Annotated in this window: 18 protein-coding genes; 16 read left to right on the forward strand and 2 right to left on the reverse strand. The window is 43.1% G+C overall.

Annotated elements, in window-relative coordinates:
- Nucleotides 1-37: 37 nt before the first annotated feature.
- On the reverse strand, nt 38-2,332 hold the full coding sequence (gene helD / locus J7Q78_RS07415; RefSeq protein WP_208422631.1) for an RNA polymerase recycling motor HelD: 2,295 nt from the start codon (nt 2,330-2,332) through the stop codon (nt 38-40).
- Nucleotides 2,333-2,692: 360 nt separating this feature from the next.
- Here helD and trpS point away from each other — a divergent pair, with 360 nt between their 5' ends.
- From trpS to J7Q78_RS07435, 4 genes are all read left to right on the forward strand, one after another.
- Nucleotides 2,693-3,709, forward strand: a complete 1,017-nt coding sequence (trpS, locus tag J7Q78_RS07420; protein WP_154243152.1) for a tryptophan--tRNA ligase — start codon at nt 2,693-2,695, stop codon at nt 3,707-3,709.
- 205 nt (nt 3,710-3,914) lie between these two features.
- Nucleotides 3,915-5,276, forward strand: a complete 1,362-nt coding sequence (locus J7Q78_RS07425; protein ID WP_208422630.1) for an MATE family efflux transporter — start codon at nt 3,915-3,917, stop codon at nt 5,274-5,276.
- Nucleotides 5,269-6,075, forward strand: coding sequence for a DNA/RNA non-specific endonuclease (locus J7Q78_RS07430; protein WP_208422629.1), 807 nt, complete (start codon nt 5,269-5,271; stop codon nt 6,073-6,075). The genes J7Q78_RS07425 and J7Q78_RS07430 overlap by 8 nt, the downstream gene beginning before the upstream one ends.
- Nucleotides 6,076-6,347: 272 nt before the next feature.
- Complete coding sequence (locus J7Q78_RS07435; protein ID WP_208422628.1) at nt 6,348-6,983, forward strand: pentapeptide repeat-containing protein; 636 nt, start codon at nt 6,348-6,350, stop codon at nt 6,981-6,983.
- Between the two features lie 78 nt (nt 6,984-7,061).
- Here J7Q78_RS07435 and J7Q78_RS07440 read toward each other — a convergent pair whose 3' ends face one another.
- Complete coding sequence (locus J7Q78_RS07440; protein ID WP_208422627.1) at nt 7,062-7,601, reverse strand: dihydrofolate reductase family protein; 540 nt, start codon at nt 7,599-7,601, stop codon at nt 7,062-7,064.
- A 138-nt stretch (nt 7,602-7,739) separates the two neighbouring features.
- Between J7Q78_RS07440 and J7Q78_RS07445 the strand changes: the two genes are divergently transcribed.
- The 12 genes from J7Q78_RS07445 to J7Q78_RS07500 all read left to right on the forward strand — a co-directional run bounded on the left by J7Q78_RS07445 (nt 7,740) and on the right by J7Q78_RS07500 (nt 19,213).
- On the forward strand, nt 7,740-8,705 hold the full coding sequence (locus tag J7Q78_RS07445) for a hypothetical protein (protein WP_208422626.1): 966 nt from the start codon (nt 7,740-7,742) through the stop codon (nt 8,703-8,705).
- A gap of 12 nt (nt 8,706-8,717) precedes the next feature.
- Nucleotides 8,718-9,416, forward strand: coding sequence for an NAD-dependent protein deacylase (locus tag J7Q78_RS07450; RefSeq protein WP_407929560.1), 699 nt, complete (start codon nt 8,718-8,720; stop codon nt 9,414-9,416).
- Nucleotides 9,417-9,420: 4 nt separating this feature from the next.
- On the forward strand, nt 9,421-9,708 hold the full coding sequence (locus tag J7Q78_RS07455) for a chorismate mutase (RefSeq protein WP_208422624.1): 288 nt from the start codon (nt 9,421-9,423) through the stop codon (nt 9,706-9,708).
- 132 nt (nt 9,709-9,840) lie between these two features.
- Nucleotides 9,841-10,353, forward strand: a complete 513-nt coding sequence (locus tag J7Q78_RS07460; RefSeq protein ID WP_208422623.1) for an NUDIX domain-containing protein — start codon at nt 9,841-9,843, stop codon at nt 10,351-10,353.
- A complete protein-coding gene (locus J7Q78_RS07465) occupies nt 10,350-10,673 on the forward strand; it encodes a hypothetical protein (RefSeq protein ID WP_154243144.1) in 324 nt (107 codons plus the stop codon). The genes J7Q78_RS07460 and J7Q78_RS07465 overlap by 4 nt, the downstream gene beginning before the upstream one ends.
- Before the next feature lie 10 nt (nt 10,674-10,683).
- A complete protein-coding gene (locus J7Q78_RS07470; protein WP_208422622.1) occupies nt 10,684-11,529 on the forward strand; it encodes a DUF72 domain-containing protein in 846 nt (281 codons plus the stop codon).
- A gap of 130 nt (nt 11,530-11,659) precedes the next feature.
- Nucleotides 11,660-13,693 carry a methionine--tRNA ligase gene (metG, locus tag J7Q78_RS07475; RefSeq protein ID WP_208422621.1) on the forward strand — a complete coding sequence of 678 codons (2,034 nt, stop codon included), beginning with the start codon at nt 11,660-11,662 and terminating at the stop codon, nt 13,691-13,693.
- A gap of 160 nt (nt 13,694-13,853) precedes the next feature.
- The gene (locus tag J7Q78_RS07480; protein ID WP_208422620.1) at nt 13,854-14,630 is read left to right on the forward strand and encodes a TatD family hydrolase; all 777 of its coding nucleotides are present in this window, start codon (nt 13,854-13,856) and stop codon (nt 14,628-14,630) included.
- Complete coding sequence (gene rnmV, locus J7Q78_RS07485; RefSeq protein WP_208422619.1) at nt 14,627-15,196, forward strand: ribonuclease M5; 570 nt, start codon at nt 14,627-14,629, stop codon at nt 15,194-15,196. The genes J7Q78_RS07480 and rnmV overlap by 4 nt, the downstream gene beginning before the upstream one ends.
- A 1-nt stretch (nt 15,197) precedes the next feature.
- Nucleotides 15,198-16,091: a 16S rRNA (adenine(1518)-N(6)/adenine(1519)-N(6))-dimethyltransferase RsmA gene (gene rsmA, locus J7Q78_RS07490; protein WP_208422618.1), complete on the forward strand. Its 894-nt coding sequence runs from the start codon at nt 15,198-15,200 to the stop codon at nt 16,089-16,091.
- A gap of 84 nt (nt 16,092-16,175) precedes the next feature.
- A complete protein-coding gene (locus tag J7Q78_RS07495) occupies nt 16,176-16,427 on the forward strand; it encodes a Veg family protein (RefSeq protein ID WP_004270360.1) in 252 nt (83 codons plus the stop codon).
- A 224-nt stretch (nt 16,428-16,651) separates the two neighbouring features.
- Nucleotides 16,652-19,213 carry a YhgE/Pip domain-containing protein gene (locus tag J7Q78_RS07500; RefSeq protein ID WP_208422617.1) on the forward strand — a complete coding sequence of 854 codons (2,562 nt, stop codon included), beginning with the start codon at nt 16,652-16,654 and terminating at the stop codon, nt 19,211-19,213.
- Nucleotides 19,214-19,255 lie beyond the last annotated feature (42 nt).

Below are 19,255 nucleotides of genomic sequence, written 5' to 3' on the forward strand. Positions count from 1 at the left end.
CAGGGTCCTCGGCAGGCGCTAATTATAACCGATTTTTTTAGACAGATTGTTTGTTCAATGGTGGCACTGTGTAGATGTCTTTTGGTAACTGAGTAATCAATGGACTCAGCTCATCGACACCAATGAGTGTTAAATCGTGCATGGCGCGTGTGACGAGCGTATAGAGCAGATCAACATCCGTTTGGGCGCCGAAAGTTTTGGCGGAGATGTCGTAGCCAATCACGGCATCGAATTCGAGGCCTTTTGCTAAGTATAACGGAAGGATCAGGATACCTTTGGGTAAATGCCGCATTGTTTCACTGATGAGGGTGACGGGTTCATCAGGTGTTAAGCTGGCGTAGAGTTGGTAAGCAGCCTGTTGGTTCTTGGTGAGAATCGCAACGGTCGCGTGGGCTGTTTGGAGGTGACGAATTTCTTGCATCAGGATGGGACGTGCTTGTTCACGCGGGGTTTCAAGCACACGTGGTAAGCGGCCATCACGACTGAAGGCTTGGAGTGGGGTTTCTTTTGGTAAGAGTGCTTTAGCAAAGTTAGTGATTGGGGCGGTTGCACGATAGCTCTTGGTTAAGTTAATTTGGTTGATTTTTAACCGAGGAAAAGCAGTGGTTAATTGATCAATGAAGTGGTCCGTTTGGTAAGTCGCCGTGAAGATATTTTGGGCATAATCACCGAGCACGGTTAATTTCGCGTTTGGGAAGGCATGGTGAATGTAGACAAATTGGGCGATGCTGTAATCCTGCATTTCATCAATGAATAGGTATTGAATACCGTGATTTTGGCCGTTAGCGGTTAATAAGTCGCGTAGATATAAAATCGGGGCGGCGTCGCTGAGGCTGACAATGTGGCGTTCGTTATTTTCGGCAACTTGGCGAATCATCGCGTCCCAAACTGTCGTGGGAATATCGGCAGGACAAGCACCGCTTAAGAAGTGTTGATATTCTGTGGATTCATCTAGGAAATAATCATTGTAGATTGATTCGTAGAGTGGGGCGAAATAGCTTTGAACAATTGCGCGGGCGATGAAGGCTTGTTCAGCGTCACCAGAAGCGAACTCGCGTTCACCGACAATCGCGCGGTAAGCATCATCTGTCAGGGTATCGATCTTTTCAGCGACCCAGTCGAGATGGACTTCGAGATTGATTTGGCGTTTAAGCCGTTTGATGAGTGTGTTCTTAGTAGCAAGGAATTTATCGCCGGGTAACATGTTTTCGGGGAGCGCGCGATAAATCTGGTTCATCTGCTCCTTGGTAAAAAATGGCCGGTCTTCGAAGTATAAATCATTAAATGCCAACGGGTGGGTTGATGCTTGTTTAACGTAGGCTTCGATGGCCTGCATGAACGCTGCACTTTCTTTATAGCGGCGCATTGCTTGTGTCATTTCTGGGAAACTGGCTTGGTCTTTTTCGAAGCGCTCGAAGAGGTTCTCAACTTTTAAGCCGGAGAAGCGATGACTTAAGAATTCGGCCATCGTTACTTGACGCATATTTTTCTCACCTAAACTAGGAAGCACTTCTGAAATATAGTGACTAAATAAACGGTTTGGGGAGAATAAAATCATTTGGTCGGCTGCAAGCTGACTGCGACTGTGATAAAGTAAGAAAGCGATTCGTTGTAAGACAGCCGAGGTTTTACCACTGCCGGCGACGCCTTGGACGATGAGTAAGTCAGCGGTCGTATCACGAATGATGTCGTTTTGTTCTTTTTGGATGGTGGCGACAATGTTTTGCATATATTCGTCACTCTGCGCACCAAGAACAGCTTGTAAGCGTTCATCGCCAACGGTTTCGTTGGTGTCAAAGACATGTTCAATTTGGCCGTTTTGAATCTTGAACTGGCGCTTGAGCTTAAGATCGACTTTGACAGGGCCATTGGGAGTCTCATAAGTAACGGGGCCAAGGGTGCCATTATAGTAGATACTCGAAACTGGAGCCCGCCAGTCGTAGATTAAGAAGTTATCCTGATCGTCGATAAAAGTGGCAGTCCCGATGTAAAGTGATTCCGTCGTACCATCTTCAGTGATGTCAATTCGGCCGAAGTAGGGGGAGTTTACGAGATTGGTCAAGCGTTCTTGTTGGCTAGTCAGTAATTTTTCATTTTCGACAGCGGCGGCGACCAATTGTTTTTGTTGTTGGACAGCGGCGTTGGTTTCCATCCGGTCATCAACTTCAGTAATATTGACTTTAGTATTGTCGCCGTAACGTTGTTCAATATCTTTCGTTTCATGATAGGCATTGACTAATTGTTGGTTAATCACCGTGAGGCGTTGGGCGACTTGCGCAACGGTCTGGTCAACGCGTGCTTGTTCTTGTCGTTGCGTTTCTTCTTGTAACATAGCAACCTCCAATTGTTAGTTGTTATATTATAAGCGTCTTCGTGTAAAAAAGCGACCGATTGACATTCATTTTAAAATCCGTTAGTATGACAGTAATTCAACAGATAAAGTGAAGGATAAGTAGCAACTTGCATTTTCTTGGACAGGAAGCGGCGGGACTGAGAAGTCGTCAAGAGCCAGTTGTGAATTGGGCCTTCAATCGGGAATTGGTGAAGAGCCAGTTCGGGTAGCCCCCTTATCGCATGAGTGGCACGGGTGATAGCCGTGCAATTTAGGTGGTACCACGTAGAAGCGTCCTAATTGTTTAATCACAATTGGGGCGCTTTTTTTAGTTGATAAATCAAATTGGAGGGTATTATTATGCACAAAAAAATTATCTTAACGGGTGATCGACCAACCGGTAAATTACACATTGGGCATTACATCGGGTCATTACGTAACCGGGTGGCTATGCAAAATTCAGGTGATTATGAAACATTCATCATGATTGCCGATCAACAAGCTTTAACGGACAATGCCCGTGATCCTGAAAAAATTCGGAACAGTCTTTTCCAAGTGGCTTTGGACTACCTATCAGTCGGAATTGATCCAGCTAAATCAACGGTTTTCGTGCAGTCTCAAATTCCTGCATTAAATGAATTAACGATGCACTATTTGAACCTTGTGACCGTTTCACGGCTGCAACGGAACCCGACGGTGAAAGCTGAAATCCAACAAAAGAATTTCGAACAAAGCATTCCAGCGGGCTTTTTAATTTACCCGGTTAGCCAAGCAGCTGATATCACAGCTTTCAAAGCAACCACTGTGCCGGTTGGTGATGACCAAGAACCAATGTTGGAACAAACGCGCGAAATCGTACGGACGTTTAACAATGTTTATGCCAAAGACGTCTTGGTTGAACCGGAAGGGGTTTTCCCACCAAAAGGCGAAGGGCGCTTACCTGGTTTAGACGGTAATGCTAAAATGAGTAAGTCATTAGGCAATGCGATTTACCTATCAGACGATGCCGAAACGCTGGAAAAGAAAGTCATGTCAATGTACACGGATCCATTGCATATCAAGGTAACTGATCCTGGTCATATTGAAGGTAATACAGTCTTTACCTATTTAGATGCCTTTGATGATGATCAGGCAAAAGTGGCTGAACTTAAGGCCCAATATCAAGCTGGGGGCTTGGGTGACGTGAAGATCAAACGTTACTTAAATGATGTGTTGCAAGCAAAATTCGCACCCATTCGTCAACGGCGGGCAGAATTCGAAAAGAATCCAGAAGCTGTTTATAAGATGTTAGAAGAAGGCAGCCAAAAAGCCAATGCGGTTGCTGAACAAACCCTTAAAGAAGTGCGTGATGCAATGGGGATTAATTACTTTAACTAAATTTTATGAATGAAAGCTTGATTGAACGCCAGTCTGGAGATTAATCAAGCTTTTTTGGGGGATTAAAAAAATGAAAAATTAAGCCTTTTTATGGTAATTTAATAGTGCGTATGAGAAACTTAACTCAATTTATTGAGTCTGAAAATGCTCTTTCAATCAACCGCCGTGAGTGATATTTAGTGCGTGAGAAAAAGGGGGAATTCATATGCATGATTTTACTAAGGGTAATCCATTAAAAGTGATTATTTTGTTTACCGGACCATTATTGATTGGCAATATTTTTCAACAATTATACAGTGTTATTGATACCTTAATCGTTGGGCGAACAATTGGGGTCGATGCCTTGGCAGCTGTTGGGTCAACTGGCGGCTTAAATATGCTGATTATTGGTTTTTGTACAGGGACGACAGCTGGTTTATCGATTTTGACAGCCCAACGTTATGGTGCGCAAGATTATCGCGGTGTGAAGCGTAGTTTTGCAACCAGTATCCTCATTAGTTTGGTGATTACAGTAATCTTAACCATTTTGAGTATGGTGTTTTCACGGCATATATTAGTTTTGATGAAGACGCCAACCGCGATTATTGCGGATGCTCAGCAGTTTATTATGATAATTTTCGCTGGTATTTTTGCTTCGATGGCCTTTAATTTATTATCGAATACGATTCGGGCCCTTGGTGATAGTCGAACGCCACTTTTTTTCTTAATCGTGGGCGTGGTGGTTAACATTGTTTTGGATTTTATCTTTATTTTAGGTTTTAAAATGGGGGTTGAGGGGGCTGGCTTTGCAACAGTTTCTGCACAAGTGGTTTCTGCTGTGTTATGCTTAATTTATATTTACCGTCGGATTCCAGCCTTAGTTTTACGGCGTAAAGATTTTCGGATAACGCGCAAAGAAGTACTTGAGCATTTAAAAGTGGGCTTACCGATGGGTTTTCAATCCTCAATTATTGCCATTGGCGCAATTGTTATTCAGATTATGTTGAATACACTAGGTGCCAGTGCAGTCGCAGCCTATACAGCAGCGGGTAAAATAGATCAACTTGCTAATCAGGTCGGGAATTCATTTGGGATAACCTTGGCGACGTATTCGGCACAAAATTACGGCGCCCGTGAATTTGGACGAATCAGAAAAGGGGTTCGGCAGACATTGCTGTTGTCAATCCTCTTTAGTCTAGTGATGGGGGCGGTAATTATCACCTTTGGGCGACCCCTGGTTAATCTGTTTATCGGGAACAATCAACCGCATGTTACCGATTTGGCCCAAATCTACTTCCGTTTCAATAGTAGTTGTTACTTTATTTTGGCAATTCTATTTGCTATTCGCTACACCTTACAAGGATTGGGTCAAAGTTTTATTCCAACTTTGGCGGGGCTGGCGGAGTTGCTGATGCGAATTTTTGCGGGGATTTTCTTGGTGCAACAATTCGGGTTTATGGGTGCCAGTTTAGCTAACCCCCTCGCTTGGCTTGGTTCATGCTTGGTACTATTGAGTTCCTATTTCAAGACAATGCACCAATTGAAACACCGTGAAGCAGGTAAAAATAGGGAGGAACAGGATGTTTAAAAAGTATTTAGTGGTCGGCTTATCATTGACCATGTTGGCATTAGGTGGCTGCCAGGCGACCCAATCCAGTCAACCGGTGCACGAGAATGCACCAACGATTGCGAATAAAAAACAAGTTGCAAAAACAGCGGCAACTTTGGCTAAGAAGACGTTTAAGTCAGGTGGTAACGCCTATTTAGAAGTGAACCATAATCAGTCAACATTGGACGTGCGCCAGTGGCAAACTGAACGCATCAAGTACGGCGCGTTGGATGATTTAAATCGGACAACGACTAACACGGCTTTCTTATCCAAAGAAACCTTAGGCCACTCAAACACTCGTCACCGTCAAACGTGGCAACCGACCGGCTGGCATAATCAACCTGTGATGATTGATGGACAACGGGTCTTTCCTGAAAGCCGCGGGCATTTGATTGCATATGCGATTTCATTTAATTTCAACCGCGATGGCGTTTTTCAAAAAGGAGAACTCGGCAGTAGCAACAATCCTAAGAACTTAGCGACACAAACGGTCTTTAGTAATCAACGAACAATGCAGATTTTCGAAGACCAAGTGCGCCAAGCACTCATGCAAAATAAAAAGGTGATTTACCAAGTGACAACGGTGTTCCGCGGCAATGAATTAATGCCTCGCGGTTACTGGGTCCAAGCCATTTCAACCGATAAAAAGTTAAACTTTAACGCGTATGTCTGGAACGTACAGCCTAAGATGCAATTTGACTATGCAACCGGTCGCGGTCGTTATGATCGGACGATGACGGTGGTCGATCAATATGCCGGCAACGCTTATCAGAATTAAGCACAATCGCCAAAAAAGGCCGTCTCAATTAATTTTGAGACGGCCTTTTTGGCGATTGTGAAAATATATTTTGTTAGGGCAGTGAAGGCGCAAAAGTCGTTACCGAATTCAGCACGTTATGGTAACGCATTGCCGCTGCTAAGTATCGGTAAGGTTGGTATCATGCACTGCTAGTGAAGGGGCCGTTGTCTGCTTCGCAGATTTTAGCAAATTGAGGTCGTCGGCGACCATCATTTTCTGTATACTAATAACAACAGACAGGAGATAGGCAGATGACAGATAAAAAAGCACAGGGCCCGCGGCTCAATCCACAACTTGAGACGGCCCAACGCACCCCATTTGAACCAGATGAGACTTACGATGGCTTGTTTTTTGAAGAACTAACGTTGAACCAAGCTGAACTTGAAATGGTGTTTTTCAAGGGTTGCTTATTTAAAGATTGTCAGTTTGAACAGGTTGATTTTACCAACTGTGATTTTCAAGATATTCAATTCGAACATTGTGCGCTGTTAAACTGTTCATTGGCCAACGATGCTTTTCAACGTGTCGCATTTAATGGGTGCCAGTTAATTGGGACTGATTTTGCTGAGGCTGGTTTGAATGATGTCACGTTCGATACTTGCCAAGCAGACTACACCGGCTTTAATTTTACGCGGATGCGGCATGTGGACTTTAAAGATTGTCATATGCAAGAAGTCTCACTCGGGCAAGTTGATTGGCAGTGGCTGACAATGGTTGGCAATCAATTGGACGGGATGGACATGACTGGCACGAATTTGAAAAACCTTGATATCAGTCAGAATCAATTCGAAAAAGCGACCTTCACGCTCGAATTATTGCGTGGGGCGACCATCAGTACGGAACAGACATTGGTTATTATGAGTGCCCTCCGGATTAATGTCCGCTAGCTCGTTATTAGTTTGACGGCGGCATAACATACAAAAGGTGGCGACCAGTTAGTTGGTCGCCACCTTTTTGCCGCTATTTTAATAGTTAATCTTGTACGTTAATTCGACAAAATGACCGATTTGACGGCTATTGATAAGCGTCAATGGCATATCGGTCAGATGCGTGCTGACAAGTGAAATGCCGTCACCTAAGAGAACTGGGGCAATAGTGATGATGAGTTCGTCGACCAGATGCGCTTTAAGCAATGTGGTGAAGATTTCCGCACCACCCACGAGCCAAATATTGCCGCCAGCCTCTTTTTTTAATTGACGCATGAACTCGGGGATATTCCCAGCAACGACATGTGTTCGATCTTCTGTATCATGCAATGTTTTGGAGAAGACATAGCTTTTTTTATCTTGGTAAGGATAGGTGCCGGCTAATTTAAGACTTTGTTCATACGTCTTACGACCCATCACGACGGTATCGACAGTCTGTTGAAAAGCTTGAATCGCAACATCAGATTCGGATGAATCGAGTGCAGCTAGCCAGGCAGTACTACCATCTTTTTCAGCGATGAAACCATCCAGACTCTGAGCAAGGTATAAAATTACTTTTCGCGAATTTGGTTCTGTCATAGTCAACACGTCCTTTAAATTAAGATTACCTTTATTATAACAGTTTTAAACGTTTTCACATATTCTAAACCGTTGGTAATTTTGCTGGATTTAGCTTATCATGAGAATCAAAGTTGTTTAGTTTAAAGGAGATTAATAATGACAATGAATGAATTTTCCCCAGAAATCGAAAGCTTAATTGAACAAGTCCAAAAAAACTATCCGCAACCGATCAAAATTCGCGTTGCCGATGAAGCATCCGGGATGTTGAAGCACGATCAGGCACAACGGGTGTTAAACAATGATGGCAGCCTCGCGATTTTAATTACCGATGCGACAGCGGCTGATTATGCGCTATCACATGAATTATTACATTTACTACTATTATCAATCGGATTTCCACAAATCATGACCGATGTCACAACCCAGGATGCCCAACTTGATGAACAATTGGTTGTGACCGGCACAACATTGTATAATGCAGCGGTGCATATGGTAATTCAAAAAGAACAAGCAGCACACGGCTTTGTGACCACCGAAGCGAAACAAGCCTATCTTGAAGGACTCCGCGATAACTTAACCTTGGAAAAAGACGATCCCGAAAATAAATGGGTCATTTTCCGCGTGTTAACACTGTTAGATGCGCTCATCTTCTTTGATGGCGGTAATCAACAATTGTTAAAGCAATGGACGGCTGATTATCCAATTGCGTTGGCCCAAGCCGAAATCCTCTATCGGGTTTTGGCGCGTAAAACAATCGATTCACCATTCACGTTACGGCGGGCTGTGATTAATTTGTGGGTTGCGTTTGACCGTGTGTTATCAACCCTTGGTTTTGCTGAAACCAATCTCCAGCAACTCTTGACGTTGACGCCGGTTTTAAGTGAACGTCAACTACGATTAGAAGTGCGCCAAGTCTACGATATTTTACATTCCGAAAATTTATTTGCGACGGCAACGAACCAAAAAGCGTATGTCGGGATTGGTAAGAGTGATCAACAAAATGCATTTGTCTTAGGGCTTCCAGAGGACAAGGCAACACCGGAATATTTCAAACGGTTATACGATTTACCAGTGCAAGCCTTTTTAGATGAAATTGGGATGCCTTATTCATTACGTTCATAAAAAGGAGTGATGGTGATGACCTTTAAAACGATGTTGCAAGCGGCCCAGCATGTTGTGTTTTTAACGGGGGCGGGGGTGTCAACGGCTTCTGGCATTCCAGATTATCGGTCTAAGACGGGGCTCTATCAGCATACGGCTAATCCGGAATATCTATTAAGTCACACGAATTTGATTACCCATCCAGCTAGCTTTTACGAATTTGTCACGCAGCAGATGTATTTTCCAAATGCGAAACCCAATATTATTCACCAAGTAATGGCGACATTTGCGAATCAAAAGGGCCAGATTATTACCCAGAATGTTGATGGCCTCCACACTAAAGCACGGGCGCGCGATGTCATTGAATTTCATGGTAGTTTATACCGTGTCAGCTGCCAAAAGTGTGGCCAATCAGTGCCTTATCAGGCCTATTTAAAGGATATGTATCATCAAGATTGTGGTGGGATTTTGCGGCCAAATATCGTTTTATATGAAGAACCGATTGATCCGACGGTGATTGAACAGGCCATTCAAGCGATTGAAGCGGCGGATTTAATTGTGGTGGTTGGGACATCATTTCGTGTGTCCCCCTTTGCAAGTTTAATTGAATATCGGCGCCCAGATGCTCAATTAGTGGCGATTAACCAAGAAATATTGCAGTTTGAAATGCCAGTCACCATGATTCAAGCGGATGCGGCAACCGTTTTTGCCACACTAGCAACTAAGGAGTGAGCACATGTTAACGGAACACTATCAAAAAATTGATGTAATTGATGCCCAATTAGCGGCCTTATTTGAAGCGCGGATGCAAACCATCAAGCAGATTGCGACGATTAAGCACGAACAAGGAATCGGCTTGACCGATATCCAACGCGAAAAAGCGGTGCTAGATGCGCGCCTGGCTGCAGTTGAGGATCCGGCACTCGAAGCATACGTAAAAGATTTGTACCAAACACTGATTTTAATTTCGAAACAGTACCAAGCAAGATTGATGAAGGCGATGAAAGAAGCAGACGAAAAATAAGATGGAAAGAGCGAATCGGAGACGAGATGCTCTTTTTTTAATTAATGCGCAATGGCCGACCGCGCCAGTCAGCATGCTTTGGCTTAATATGCTAAAATGAAACTAATTTATGAGATGTGAGGCGCTTGAACTGTGACTAAACGACGCTATAATTTAGCGGTAATTCGCTATCGCGGGACATTACTATTATTGAATCGGCTTAAGCCGCCATTTGCTGGGCTTTGGAATGGTATTGGGGGTAAAACAGAACCCGATGAGACGCCAGTCAGTGGCATGCAGCGGGAGTTATTTGAAGAAACCGGACTACAGACCAACCAATACACCCTTCAAAATGTAGGCTGGATTGATTGGCATATTGATGGTGCACCGATTGCGCCGATTGATATTTTTCTAGTCGATATTTTACCAACGGTGCAACTACCACTTTATCCGGTGGGGATGCGCGAAGGGGTACTACAATTATTTGAGCCAGAGTGGGTACAAGCTGCTGATAATCAAGGGATAGTGGCCGACTTACGGGCCATTTTACCAACCGTTTTAAGCGGTCAGCTCAATCGGTATCACACGGATTTTCATGAAGAGCAGATGGTTTTCTTCGAAGCAAGTCCAATTACTAAGCCAAGAGAAGGAGCGGAAACACTATGATGACAAAGGATCAAACGATGATGGTCTTGATGGTTTTAAAGAAGAAGTTGCAAGGCATTCGATTTTTTAGAGTCGTCGAAGAACTATTTTCGTTGTACATTATTTTTAAATTCTTAACGGCAACTGATCAGGTGGATCTTTTAGGAGTGGCGTTTTCTGAAGAACGGGCCATCAGCTTAATGTTATTACTGTTGGTCATCGACTTTAGCCTATCACGGATTCGGTTAAATTATAAACGCATGGGGCAACAATTAATTGTGACCTTAAAGGATTTAACGGAACAAGAAGCTTTGTTTATTCAACAATTTCAACGGTTCTAGAGGTGCGGATATGATTACAATTGGCTTAACCACCTGGTCCGAACATCAGTCACTAATGCCGACCAAAAAGCAATTAACATTAAACGATTATGCCCAGTTTCTACCAGTCGTCGAAGTCGATAGCTTTTATTATGGCTTACGAGCGCCAACGGTTAGCGCTAACTGGTTGACGCAGGTACCAACTAGTTTTCAATTCATTGTTAAAGCACACCAGGCAATGACGCGCCAAGAAGACTATTCCGAGTTCACGCGTACTGAAAAAGAATTGTTTGTGCGTTACCGTCAATCGATTGAACCATTGATTGAAGCTGGTCAATTACAGGCGGTCTTATTTCAGTTTCCGCCATTTTTCCAACTTAATCAGGAAAATAGTCAGTATTTACGGCAAATTCGAATATGGTTACCGGATGTGCCAATTGCTGTCGAGTTCCGGCATCAATCGTGGTACGATGCCGCCTTTAAGCAACAAATGTACGCCTTTTTGCACCAGTTAAACATGACACACGTTATCACAGACGAGGCGCAAACCCCAACCAACAGTGTGCCGTTTGAACCGGTTGTCACCAATTCGGCGTTTGCAATGTTGCGCTTGCATGGCCGCAATATGGCCGGCTGGCAAAACCCAGGGGCGCAATGGCGCAAGCAGCGAACGCTGTATCGTTATCGTCAAGATGAATTACAATTTTTTGTAGCTGCTGTTCGGCAGATTGAAAATCAAGCGGAACAAGTTGCTGTCATTTTTAACAATAATTCTGGTGGAGATGCTGCGGATAATGCTTTGCAATTACAACAATTACTTGGACTAGAATTTCCGGATCTAGCCCCGAAAGCCCCCGAACAGATGGATTTATTTTAATGCAGGCTTAGTGTGAGTTGTCGTTTAAATGACTGCTCTTTTGTGCTATACTTTGATTACTTATATGGCATTATTTAAGCAAGTCGAGAATTGTTGCAATTCTCGTTTTTTTAATTAAGGAGCGAACCTCATGGCAGAGACAAAACCAACATTTTACGTAACGACCCCAATCTATTATCCATCTGGTAAATTAACGATTGGTAACTCATATACAACCATTGCCGCCGATGTCATCGCGCGTTACAAACGTTTGATGGGATTTGATGTCTTCTTCTTGACGGGGACGGACGAGCACGGTTTGAAACTCGAACAAAAAGCAGCTGAAAAAAACATGGCCCCTCAAGCATACGTTGATGGGATGGCCAAAGATATCAAAGCATTATGGCAAACACTGGAAATTTCAAACGACAAGTTCATTCGCACAACGGATGAATATCATGTCAAAGCGGTTCAAAAAATCTTCGACAAGTTATTAGCACAAGGCGACATTTACCTTGGTCAATACGAAGGGTGGTATTCTGTTTCTGATGAAGAATACTTTACTGAATCACAATTAGCAGAAGTTTATAAAGACGACGCAGGGCATGTTATCGGTGGGAAAGCCCCATCTGGTCATGAAGTCCAACGGGTCGCTGAAGAAACCTATAAGTTTAAGATGAGCAAATATGCTGATCGCTTATTGGCTTATTATGAAGAACATCCCGATTTCATCGAACCAGCATCACGGCGTAACGAAATGATCAACAACTTCATTAAACCAGGATTGGAAGACTTATCGGTTTCGCGGATCTCATTTGATTGGGGGATTCACGTTTCAAGTAATCCCAAACACGTGGTGTACGTGTGGTTAGATGCGTTAACAAACTATATTACGGCGCTTGGTTATGGTTCAGATAACGACGAATTATTCAACAAATACTGGCCAGCTGACGTGCATTTGGTTGGGAAAGAAATTGTGCGTTTCCATACGATTTACTGGCCAATTTTCTTGATGGCGCTTGACTTGCCATTGCCAAAACAAATTTTTGGGCATGGTTGGTTATTAATGAAAGACGGCAAAATGTCTAAATCAAAAGGCAATGTGGTCTATCCTGAAATGTTAGTGGAACGTTATGGCTTAGATGCTTTACGTTATTATTTAATGCGTGCGATTCCATTTGGCAATGATGGGACGTTTACCCCGGAAGACTTTGTCAGCCGAATTAACTACGATCTTGCCAACGATTTAGGAAACTTATTGAACCGGACCGTTGCAATGATTAATAAATACGATAATGGCGCAGTGCCAACGTATCAAGCTGACGTAACGCGATTTGATACGGATCTACAAAAGACAGCCGGCGAAACAATTGAACAATACACGAGCTTAATGGATCAATTGAAGTTTTCGGATGCCTTAGATACTGTTTGGCAATTAATTAGTCGCGCGAATAAGTACATCGATGAAACAGAACCATGGGTTTTGGCAAAAGATGACAGCCGCAAAGCTGAACTCGATAGTGTCTTAGCTCACTTGGCTGAGAGCTTACGGATTGTGGCCCTCTTATTGCAACCGGTGATGACGCATGCGCCACGTGACATATTTGCCCAATTAGGGCTTGTTTTTGATCAAACTGCGCAACGCGAATTGGTTTATGGGACTTTCCCAGCCAACATTCAAGTGGTTGCTAAAGGAACGCCAATTTTCCCACGGTTAGACTTGGATGAAGAAGTGGCGTACATTAAGGAGCAAATGAGCCAAGCGCAACAAGCTGGCTTAGTGAACGAAAAAGTGAAGGCCAAACAACAAGCAGCTGAATTCGACCCAAAAGCAACAACGTTAATCAATGAAAAAGATGCCATCAAGTTTGAAGATTTTGACCAAACAGAAATTCGAGTGGCTGAAATTAAGGCCGTTGCCAAGGTTGAAGGCGCTGATAAATTGTTGAAATTCCGGTTAGATGCTGGTGATGAAGGTGATCGCCAAATCGTTTCTGGAATTGCTGAATTCTATCCAGACTATGAAGCTTTAGTAGGCAAGAAAGTTTTAGCCGTAACGAACTTGAAACCACGTAAATTACGTGGTGAATTGAGTCAAGGGATGTTGTTATCAGCAGAACACAATGGCCAAGTTGCGTTGGCCATTGTCCCAAATAACTTGGTGAATGGCTCACAAATCGGGTAATTTAAAATAACAGCAACGTCAAAAGGGCTAAAAGGCATTTACATTCTGTAGGCCTTTTAGCCCTTTTCTGAGCCTTTGCTAAATGGTCATGTGAAGAAGACCTTTAGCGTGGGTTTGAAACGGGTTTGCTGTCAAACGAGGACCCTAAAAGGAGATTAAAATGCAAATTTTTGATTCACATACGCATTTAAACGATACCCCGTATGCGGGGCAAGAAGCAGATTTTATCGCGCAAGCGGCTGAACTGGGCGTTGTTGAAATGGCGATTGTTGGTTCAGATTCAATTTTAAATGAGGGCGCGTTACGCTTAGCGGCGCAATATGAGCCACTGTCAGCGATTATCGGTTGGCATCCTGAATCAGCCAAAGATTACCACAAGGCTGAAGAAACCTTACTGATTGACCAATTACAACGACCAGAAGTGGTGGCATTAGGTGAGATTGGTTTGGATTATCATTGGGATACTTCACCCCGTGAGGTGCAACAAACCGTTTTTGCACGGCAGATCGAAATTGCTAAATCCTTGCATTTGCCAATTTCAGTGCACACGCGGGATGCGTTAGAAGATACTTATAAGATTCTAAAAGAAACTGATGTCCGCGATTGTGGTGGGATCATCCACAGTTTTAACGGTAATGTTGAATGGATGAAACGCTTTATGGATCTTGGCATGCAGATTTCATTTAGTGGTGTGGTCAGTTTTAAAAATGCGCACGATGTCCATCAAGCAGCCCAAGCATGTCCCTTGGACGTGATGCTAGTTGAAACCGATGCCCCATATTTAACGCCGACCCCTTATCGCGGGAAGCAGAATCAACCAGGCTACACACGTTATGTGGTAGAAGCGATTGCTAGACTCAAAGATGAGGCACCAGAAGAAATTGCGGCAGTAACGTATGCGAATGCCCACCGGATTTTTAAGTTAGGAGTACTATGAAAAAAAAAATTCAAGAAGTCATTGTCGTTGAAGGGCGTGATGATACGAAACGGTTGCGGGAAGTTTTCCCAGATGTTGCCACCATCGAAACTCGCGGCTCAGCGATTAATGAAGAAATTATCGAAAAAATTGCACTTGCCCAAGAAAAACGGGGGGTGATTGTCTTTACCGATCCCGATTTTCATGGGGAGAAAATTCGTAAAATTATCTCCCAAAATGTGCCTGGTGTCGAACACGCCTTTTTACCACGGACAGAAGCTCAACCTGAAAAAGCGGGCGGTAGTTTAGGCGTTGAACACGCAAAGCCAGCGGCGATTATCCAAGCACTTGAGCATCTATTGACCCAGGATGAAGAAGCAAACGAACAAATCAGCCAATCTGATCTATTGATGGCTGGCTTGATTGCAGGGCCCGATGCGAAGCGGCGCCGTGAATTACTAGGCGAGATTTTACACATCGGTTATACCAACAGTAAACAACTCTACAAGCGGCTTAAGATGTTCCAAGTGACACAAGCTGAATTTGGTGCCGCACTACTACAAATTAAACAGGAATTAGGAGATTAAGATGGAAGATATTGCAAATCCCGAGCGTACCCGAAAAATTCTCAAACGCTACGGCTTTAAGTTTAAAAAGAGCTTAGGCCAAAACTTCTTAACCAACATTGCCATTTTGAAACAAATCGTTGCAGCTAGTGATATTACCAAAGATGACGATGTGATTGAAATCGGCCCAGGGATTGGTTCTTTAACGGAACAAATTGCCAGAAAAGCACATCAAGTGCTAAGCTTTGAAATTGATGAGCGCTTAATGCCGGTCTTGAAAGATACCTTGAATCACTACCATAACGTTACGATTTTAAATCAAGATATTCTTGAGGCGGATTTAAAAACAATTATTGCGGAACAGTTCGATGGCAAGCACCAGCTTAAAATTGTTGCCAACTTGCCGTATTACATCACCACACCGATTATGTTGCACTTGCTTGAAGCGGGGCTACCAATTGATCGGATGGTCTTAATGATGCAAAAGGAAGTGGCTGAACGAATCAATGCTGAACCAGGTTCAAAAGCTTACGGCTCATTAAGTATCGCCGTTCAATGCCACTCAGAAGTGAATTTAGCCTTTATTGTACCTAAGACGGCCTTCATGCCACAACCGAACGTCGATTCAGCAATCGTTGAGTTAGTTGGCCGCAAAGAACCGCTTGTGACAGTTGCCAATCAAACGTTATTTGATCAATTGGTCCGTGGGGCATTTGCACAACGCCGAAAGACGTTATGGAATAATTTGCAAAATCAATTTGGTAAACAAGATGAGGTCAAAGCAGCTTTAACGACAGCTTTAGAAGCAGTCGCAATCGCACCGAGCACACGTGCAGAACAATTGAGTATTCAACAATTTGCCCAATTGAGTGACGCTTTGAATAAGCAACCCATTTTTGGCAAAAAAATTAAGTAAGTAATTGCCAAATCGTTGGTACAATGGTATAATTGCAAAATTTTCGTTTATATGGTATACTATTCCTCGAAGAGGTGAAGCATAATGCCAACCACACTTGCCAATATTAAGAACGGTCTCGATGGGCATATCGGAGACAAGTTAATGGTTGTCGCTCAAGCTGGGCGCAAAAAAGTTACAAAGCGAAAGGGAATTCTCAAAGAGACCTTTCCAGCAGTATTTGTAGTTGATTTAGATCAGGATGAAAATGCTTTTGAACGTGTTTCATACAGCTATGCTGATTTGTTAACGAAATCGATTGAGATTGAGTTTGATGAAGAACCAATTGTCTTATAGTTAAAATAGAAGAATCGAGTAACACCCAACAAATCAGTTGGGTGTTTTTTTTTGCTCAAAAAGGTGATTGCTGGATTGTGACATACTTCATAGGGTTGATTAATTATTGACATTCGCTTAATAAAACAATATCATATAGAATGTTTATGACGTATACAAAAAGGAGAAAGAACATGTTTGGCAATTGGAGAGAGAGCAAAGTGCAGTTGGGCGGATTTATTATAATGATCTGTTTAATTCCCATTTTATTATTATTAATTATATTTAATTTTATTAAGTACGAACAGACAACTAATATTAAACATATGAAAGTTGCAATTGTAAATCAAGATCAAGCCGCAACATTTCAAGGGAAAAAAGTGGCAGTTGGTCAACAGGTATTAAAAACGTTGCGCAATGACCCCCAAGTCGATTGGCAATTTGTTAGTGCTAAGGATGCCAAAGCAAACTTAGCGAGCGGCCGATATGCGATGCAAGTCGTCTTACCGAAAGACTTTTCGAAAAATGCGACAACTGCGTTAGATAAGTCACCTAAGGTTAGCTTGTTGAAAGTGGAAACATCTCAGAAAAATAACTACATGGCTGGCATGATTACCACCCAAGTTGTGAACCAGATGAAAGGCAGTGTCGTCCAAAAAATTCAAGAAGCTTATAATCAAGCCTTGTTGGGGGCGATCGGTACATTAGGCAGTGGTGTACAGGACGCGAGCAACGGTGTTAAAAAATTAAACGCAGCCGCCGGTCAATTATCAAATGGTAGCCAACAAATCTATGATAATCTGAATGTGTTGCATAGCGGGACACAACAATTGGCAGCTGGTAGTGCGCCTTTGGCAAGTGGAGTGCAGCAATTAACAACCGGTTCAAGTCAGCTTGCAACTGGGCTTGTTGATTATACAAAGGGGGCAGAACAACTTAACACAGGCCTCAATCAATTAGTAGCGAATAATCAAACCATTCTAGCCGGTGGGCAACAAATTAGTGGTGGTGTCACTCAATTGACGGACGGCACACAGCAGTTGAGTGAGAAGTTAACGGCAGCCGCCGATGAAATTGAAGCGAGTCTTGACGGGAATCAGGAGCAATTGACGCGATTAAAGACGGGCTTAAAGGATTTAAATACTGGTATTCAAGCACTAGATCAAAAAGTGAACCATTCTAATAACGATAATTCGGCAATCATCAAGGCGGACTTATTGAAGATTGCCGATCATGCTAACAATACCGGGACGCTTTTACAAGATAGCGGTGCTAATTTAAGTCAGATTAACGATAAAGTTTACAATACCGCTAAGCCGGATAGTGTAGCAAACAGTTTACAAGATGCGGGAAAGCAATTGCAATCATTACAAGATTTAGTCCTTCACAATAATAAGTTGGCAATATTTTTAATCCAGAATCCAACCGTTTTAAAATCGTTACTCGCCATTGGGGATGCAGCTAAGGCGGACTTAGTCAATGCGGGGAGTCAACTGCAATCTTCCGGGGCGAATATGAAAGCCATTCAAGCCAACTTAGGCACAATGGGGAACGATATGCGCGATACCGGCGTTCAATTGCGGGCCGTTTCAGATGAATTGGCAAAGACGGCTGATAATATGGCCCAATTAAAAGCAGGGATTGCCAAGATGGCAAGTCAAGAGCAAGCGCCATTAGCGTTAAATGGCGCTGCTCAAGCCATTGACACATTGACAGCGGGGTTAGCCAAAGTCGATACTGGTCTGAAACAAAAAGGAAACCCAAGCAATCCTAATACTTTAGGTGCTATTCAGGCCGCAGATACCATTCATGATGGGTTAGTACAGATTCAAGCTGGATTAAAAGGCCAAAACGGTCAGCTTGGTTTAATGCCAGGGTTAACTACCTATCTCAACGGTGTTTCAACTGCGACTGCGGGGAGTAATCAATTAGTTGCAAATAACAATAAGCTTCATGCCGGTGGACAACAGCTAACGAGCGGTTTACAAGCATTAAATCAAAAAGTACCAACCCTTGTTTCGGGGATCACACAATTAAACGATGGTTCAGGTTTATTGGTTGATGGTGCTGGTCAATTAACAACGGGTTTAGGCCAAGCTGGTGCCGGGATTAACTTGTTAAATATTAAGTTGAGCGATGGTAGTAAGCAAGTTGCCCACCTTTCAACGGGTTCAGCAAATGTCGAACATTTCGTACAACCTGTTAAAGATCAATTATTATCAGATACAAATCATGGCGCATTAATTAACACCTTTGCACCACTGGTATTAACGCTTGTCTTCTTCGTCGGGGCAATGTTAACGCAATTAACACTTTATCGCTACGGTGAAACATTAGCAGACAGGGGACTTAAACAACGGATGCTAGTCGTTGCCGGAGTAGTGATTGCCCAAGCAATATTAATTGATAGCTTTGCAACCATCTTTGGGTTGATAATTGCCCAACCGGTTGCCTTCTTTGGCTTAAGCATCATGACGAGTGCGGTCTTTACGCTTGCGTGTTTAGCATTGGATAAGCGCTTTGGAACGATGGGGATTTTAATCGCCTTCGGGTTATTGTTCTTACAACTCATCATCACAGGCGGACTCTTCCCGAACGACATGTTATCAGGCTTCTATCAAGGAGTAGCACACTTTTTACCAGGAACCTACACGATTAGTGGGTTTGAACAAGCTGTTAATGGTAACAATGCCCAATTCGGATTAGTCTTAATCATTTTATTTGTCTTTTGTGCAGTCTTCTTCGCCGGGTTATTCGGTGGTCAGTTGAAACAAAAGTTAACGCAAACCCCAAATAGTCAAGCTTAAGAATTTGTGGTACAGTTAAGGAAAGCAAATAAAAAGGTGGGA

It is taken from the genome of Latilactobacillus fragifolii, assembly GCF_905332535.1.
Taxonomy (GTDB): Bacteria; Bacillota; Bacilli; order Lactobacillales; family Lactobacillaceae; genus Latilactobacillus; species Latilactobacillus fragifolii.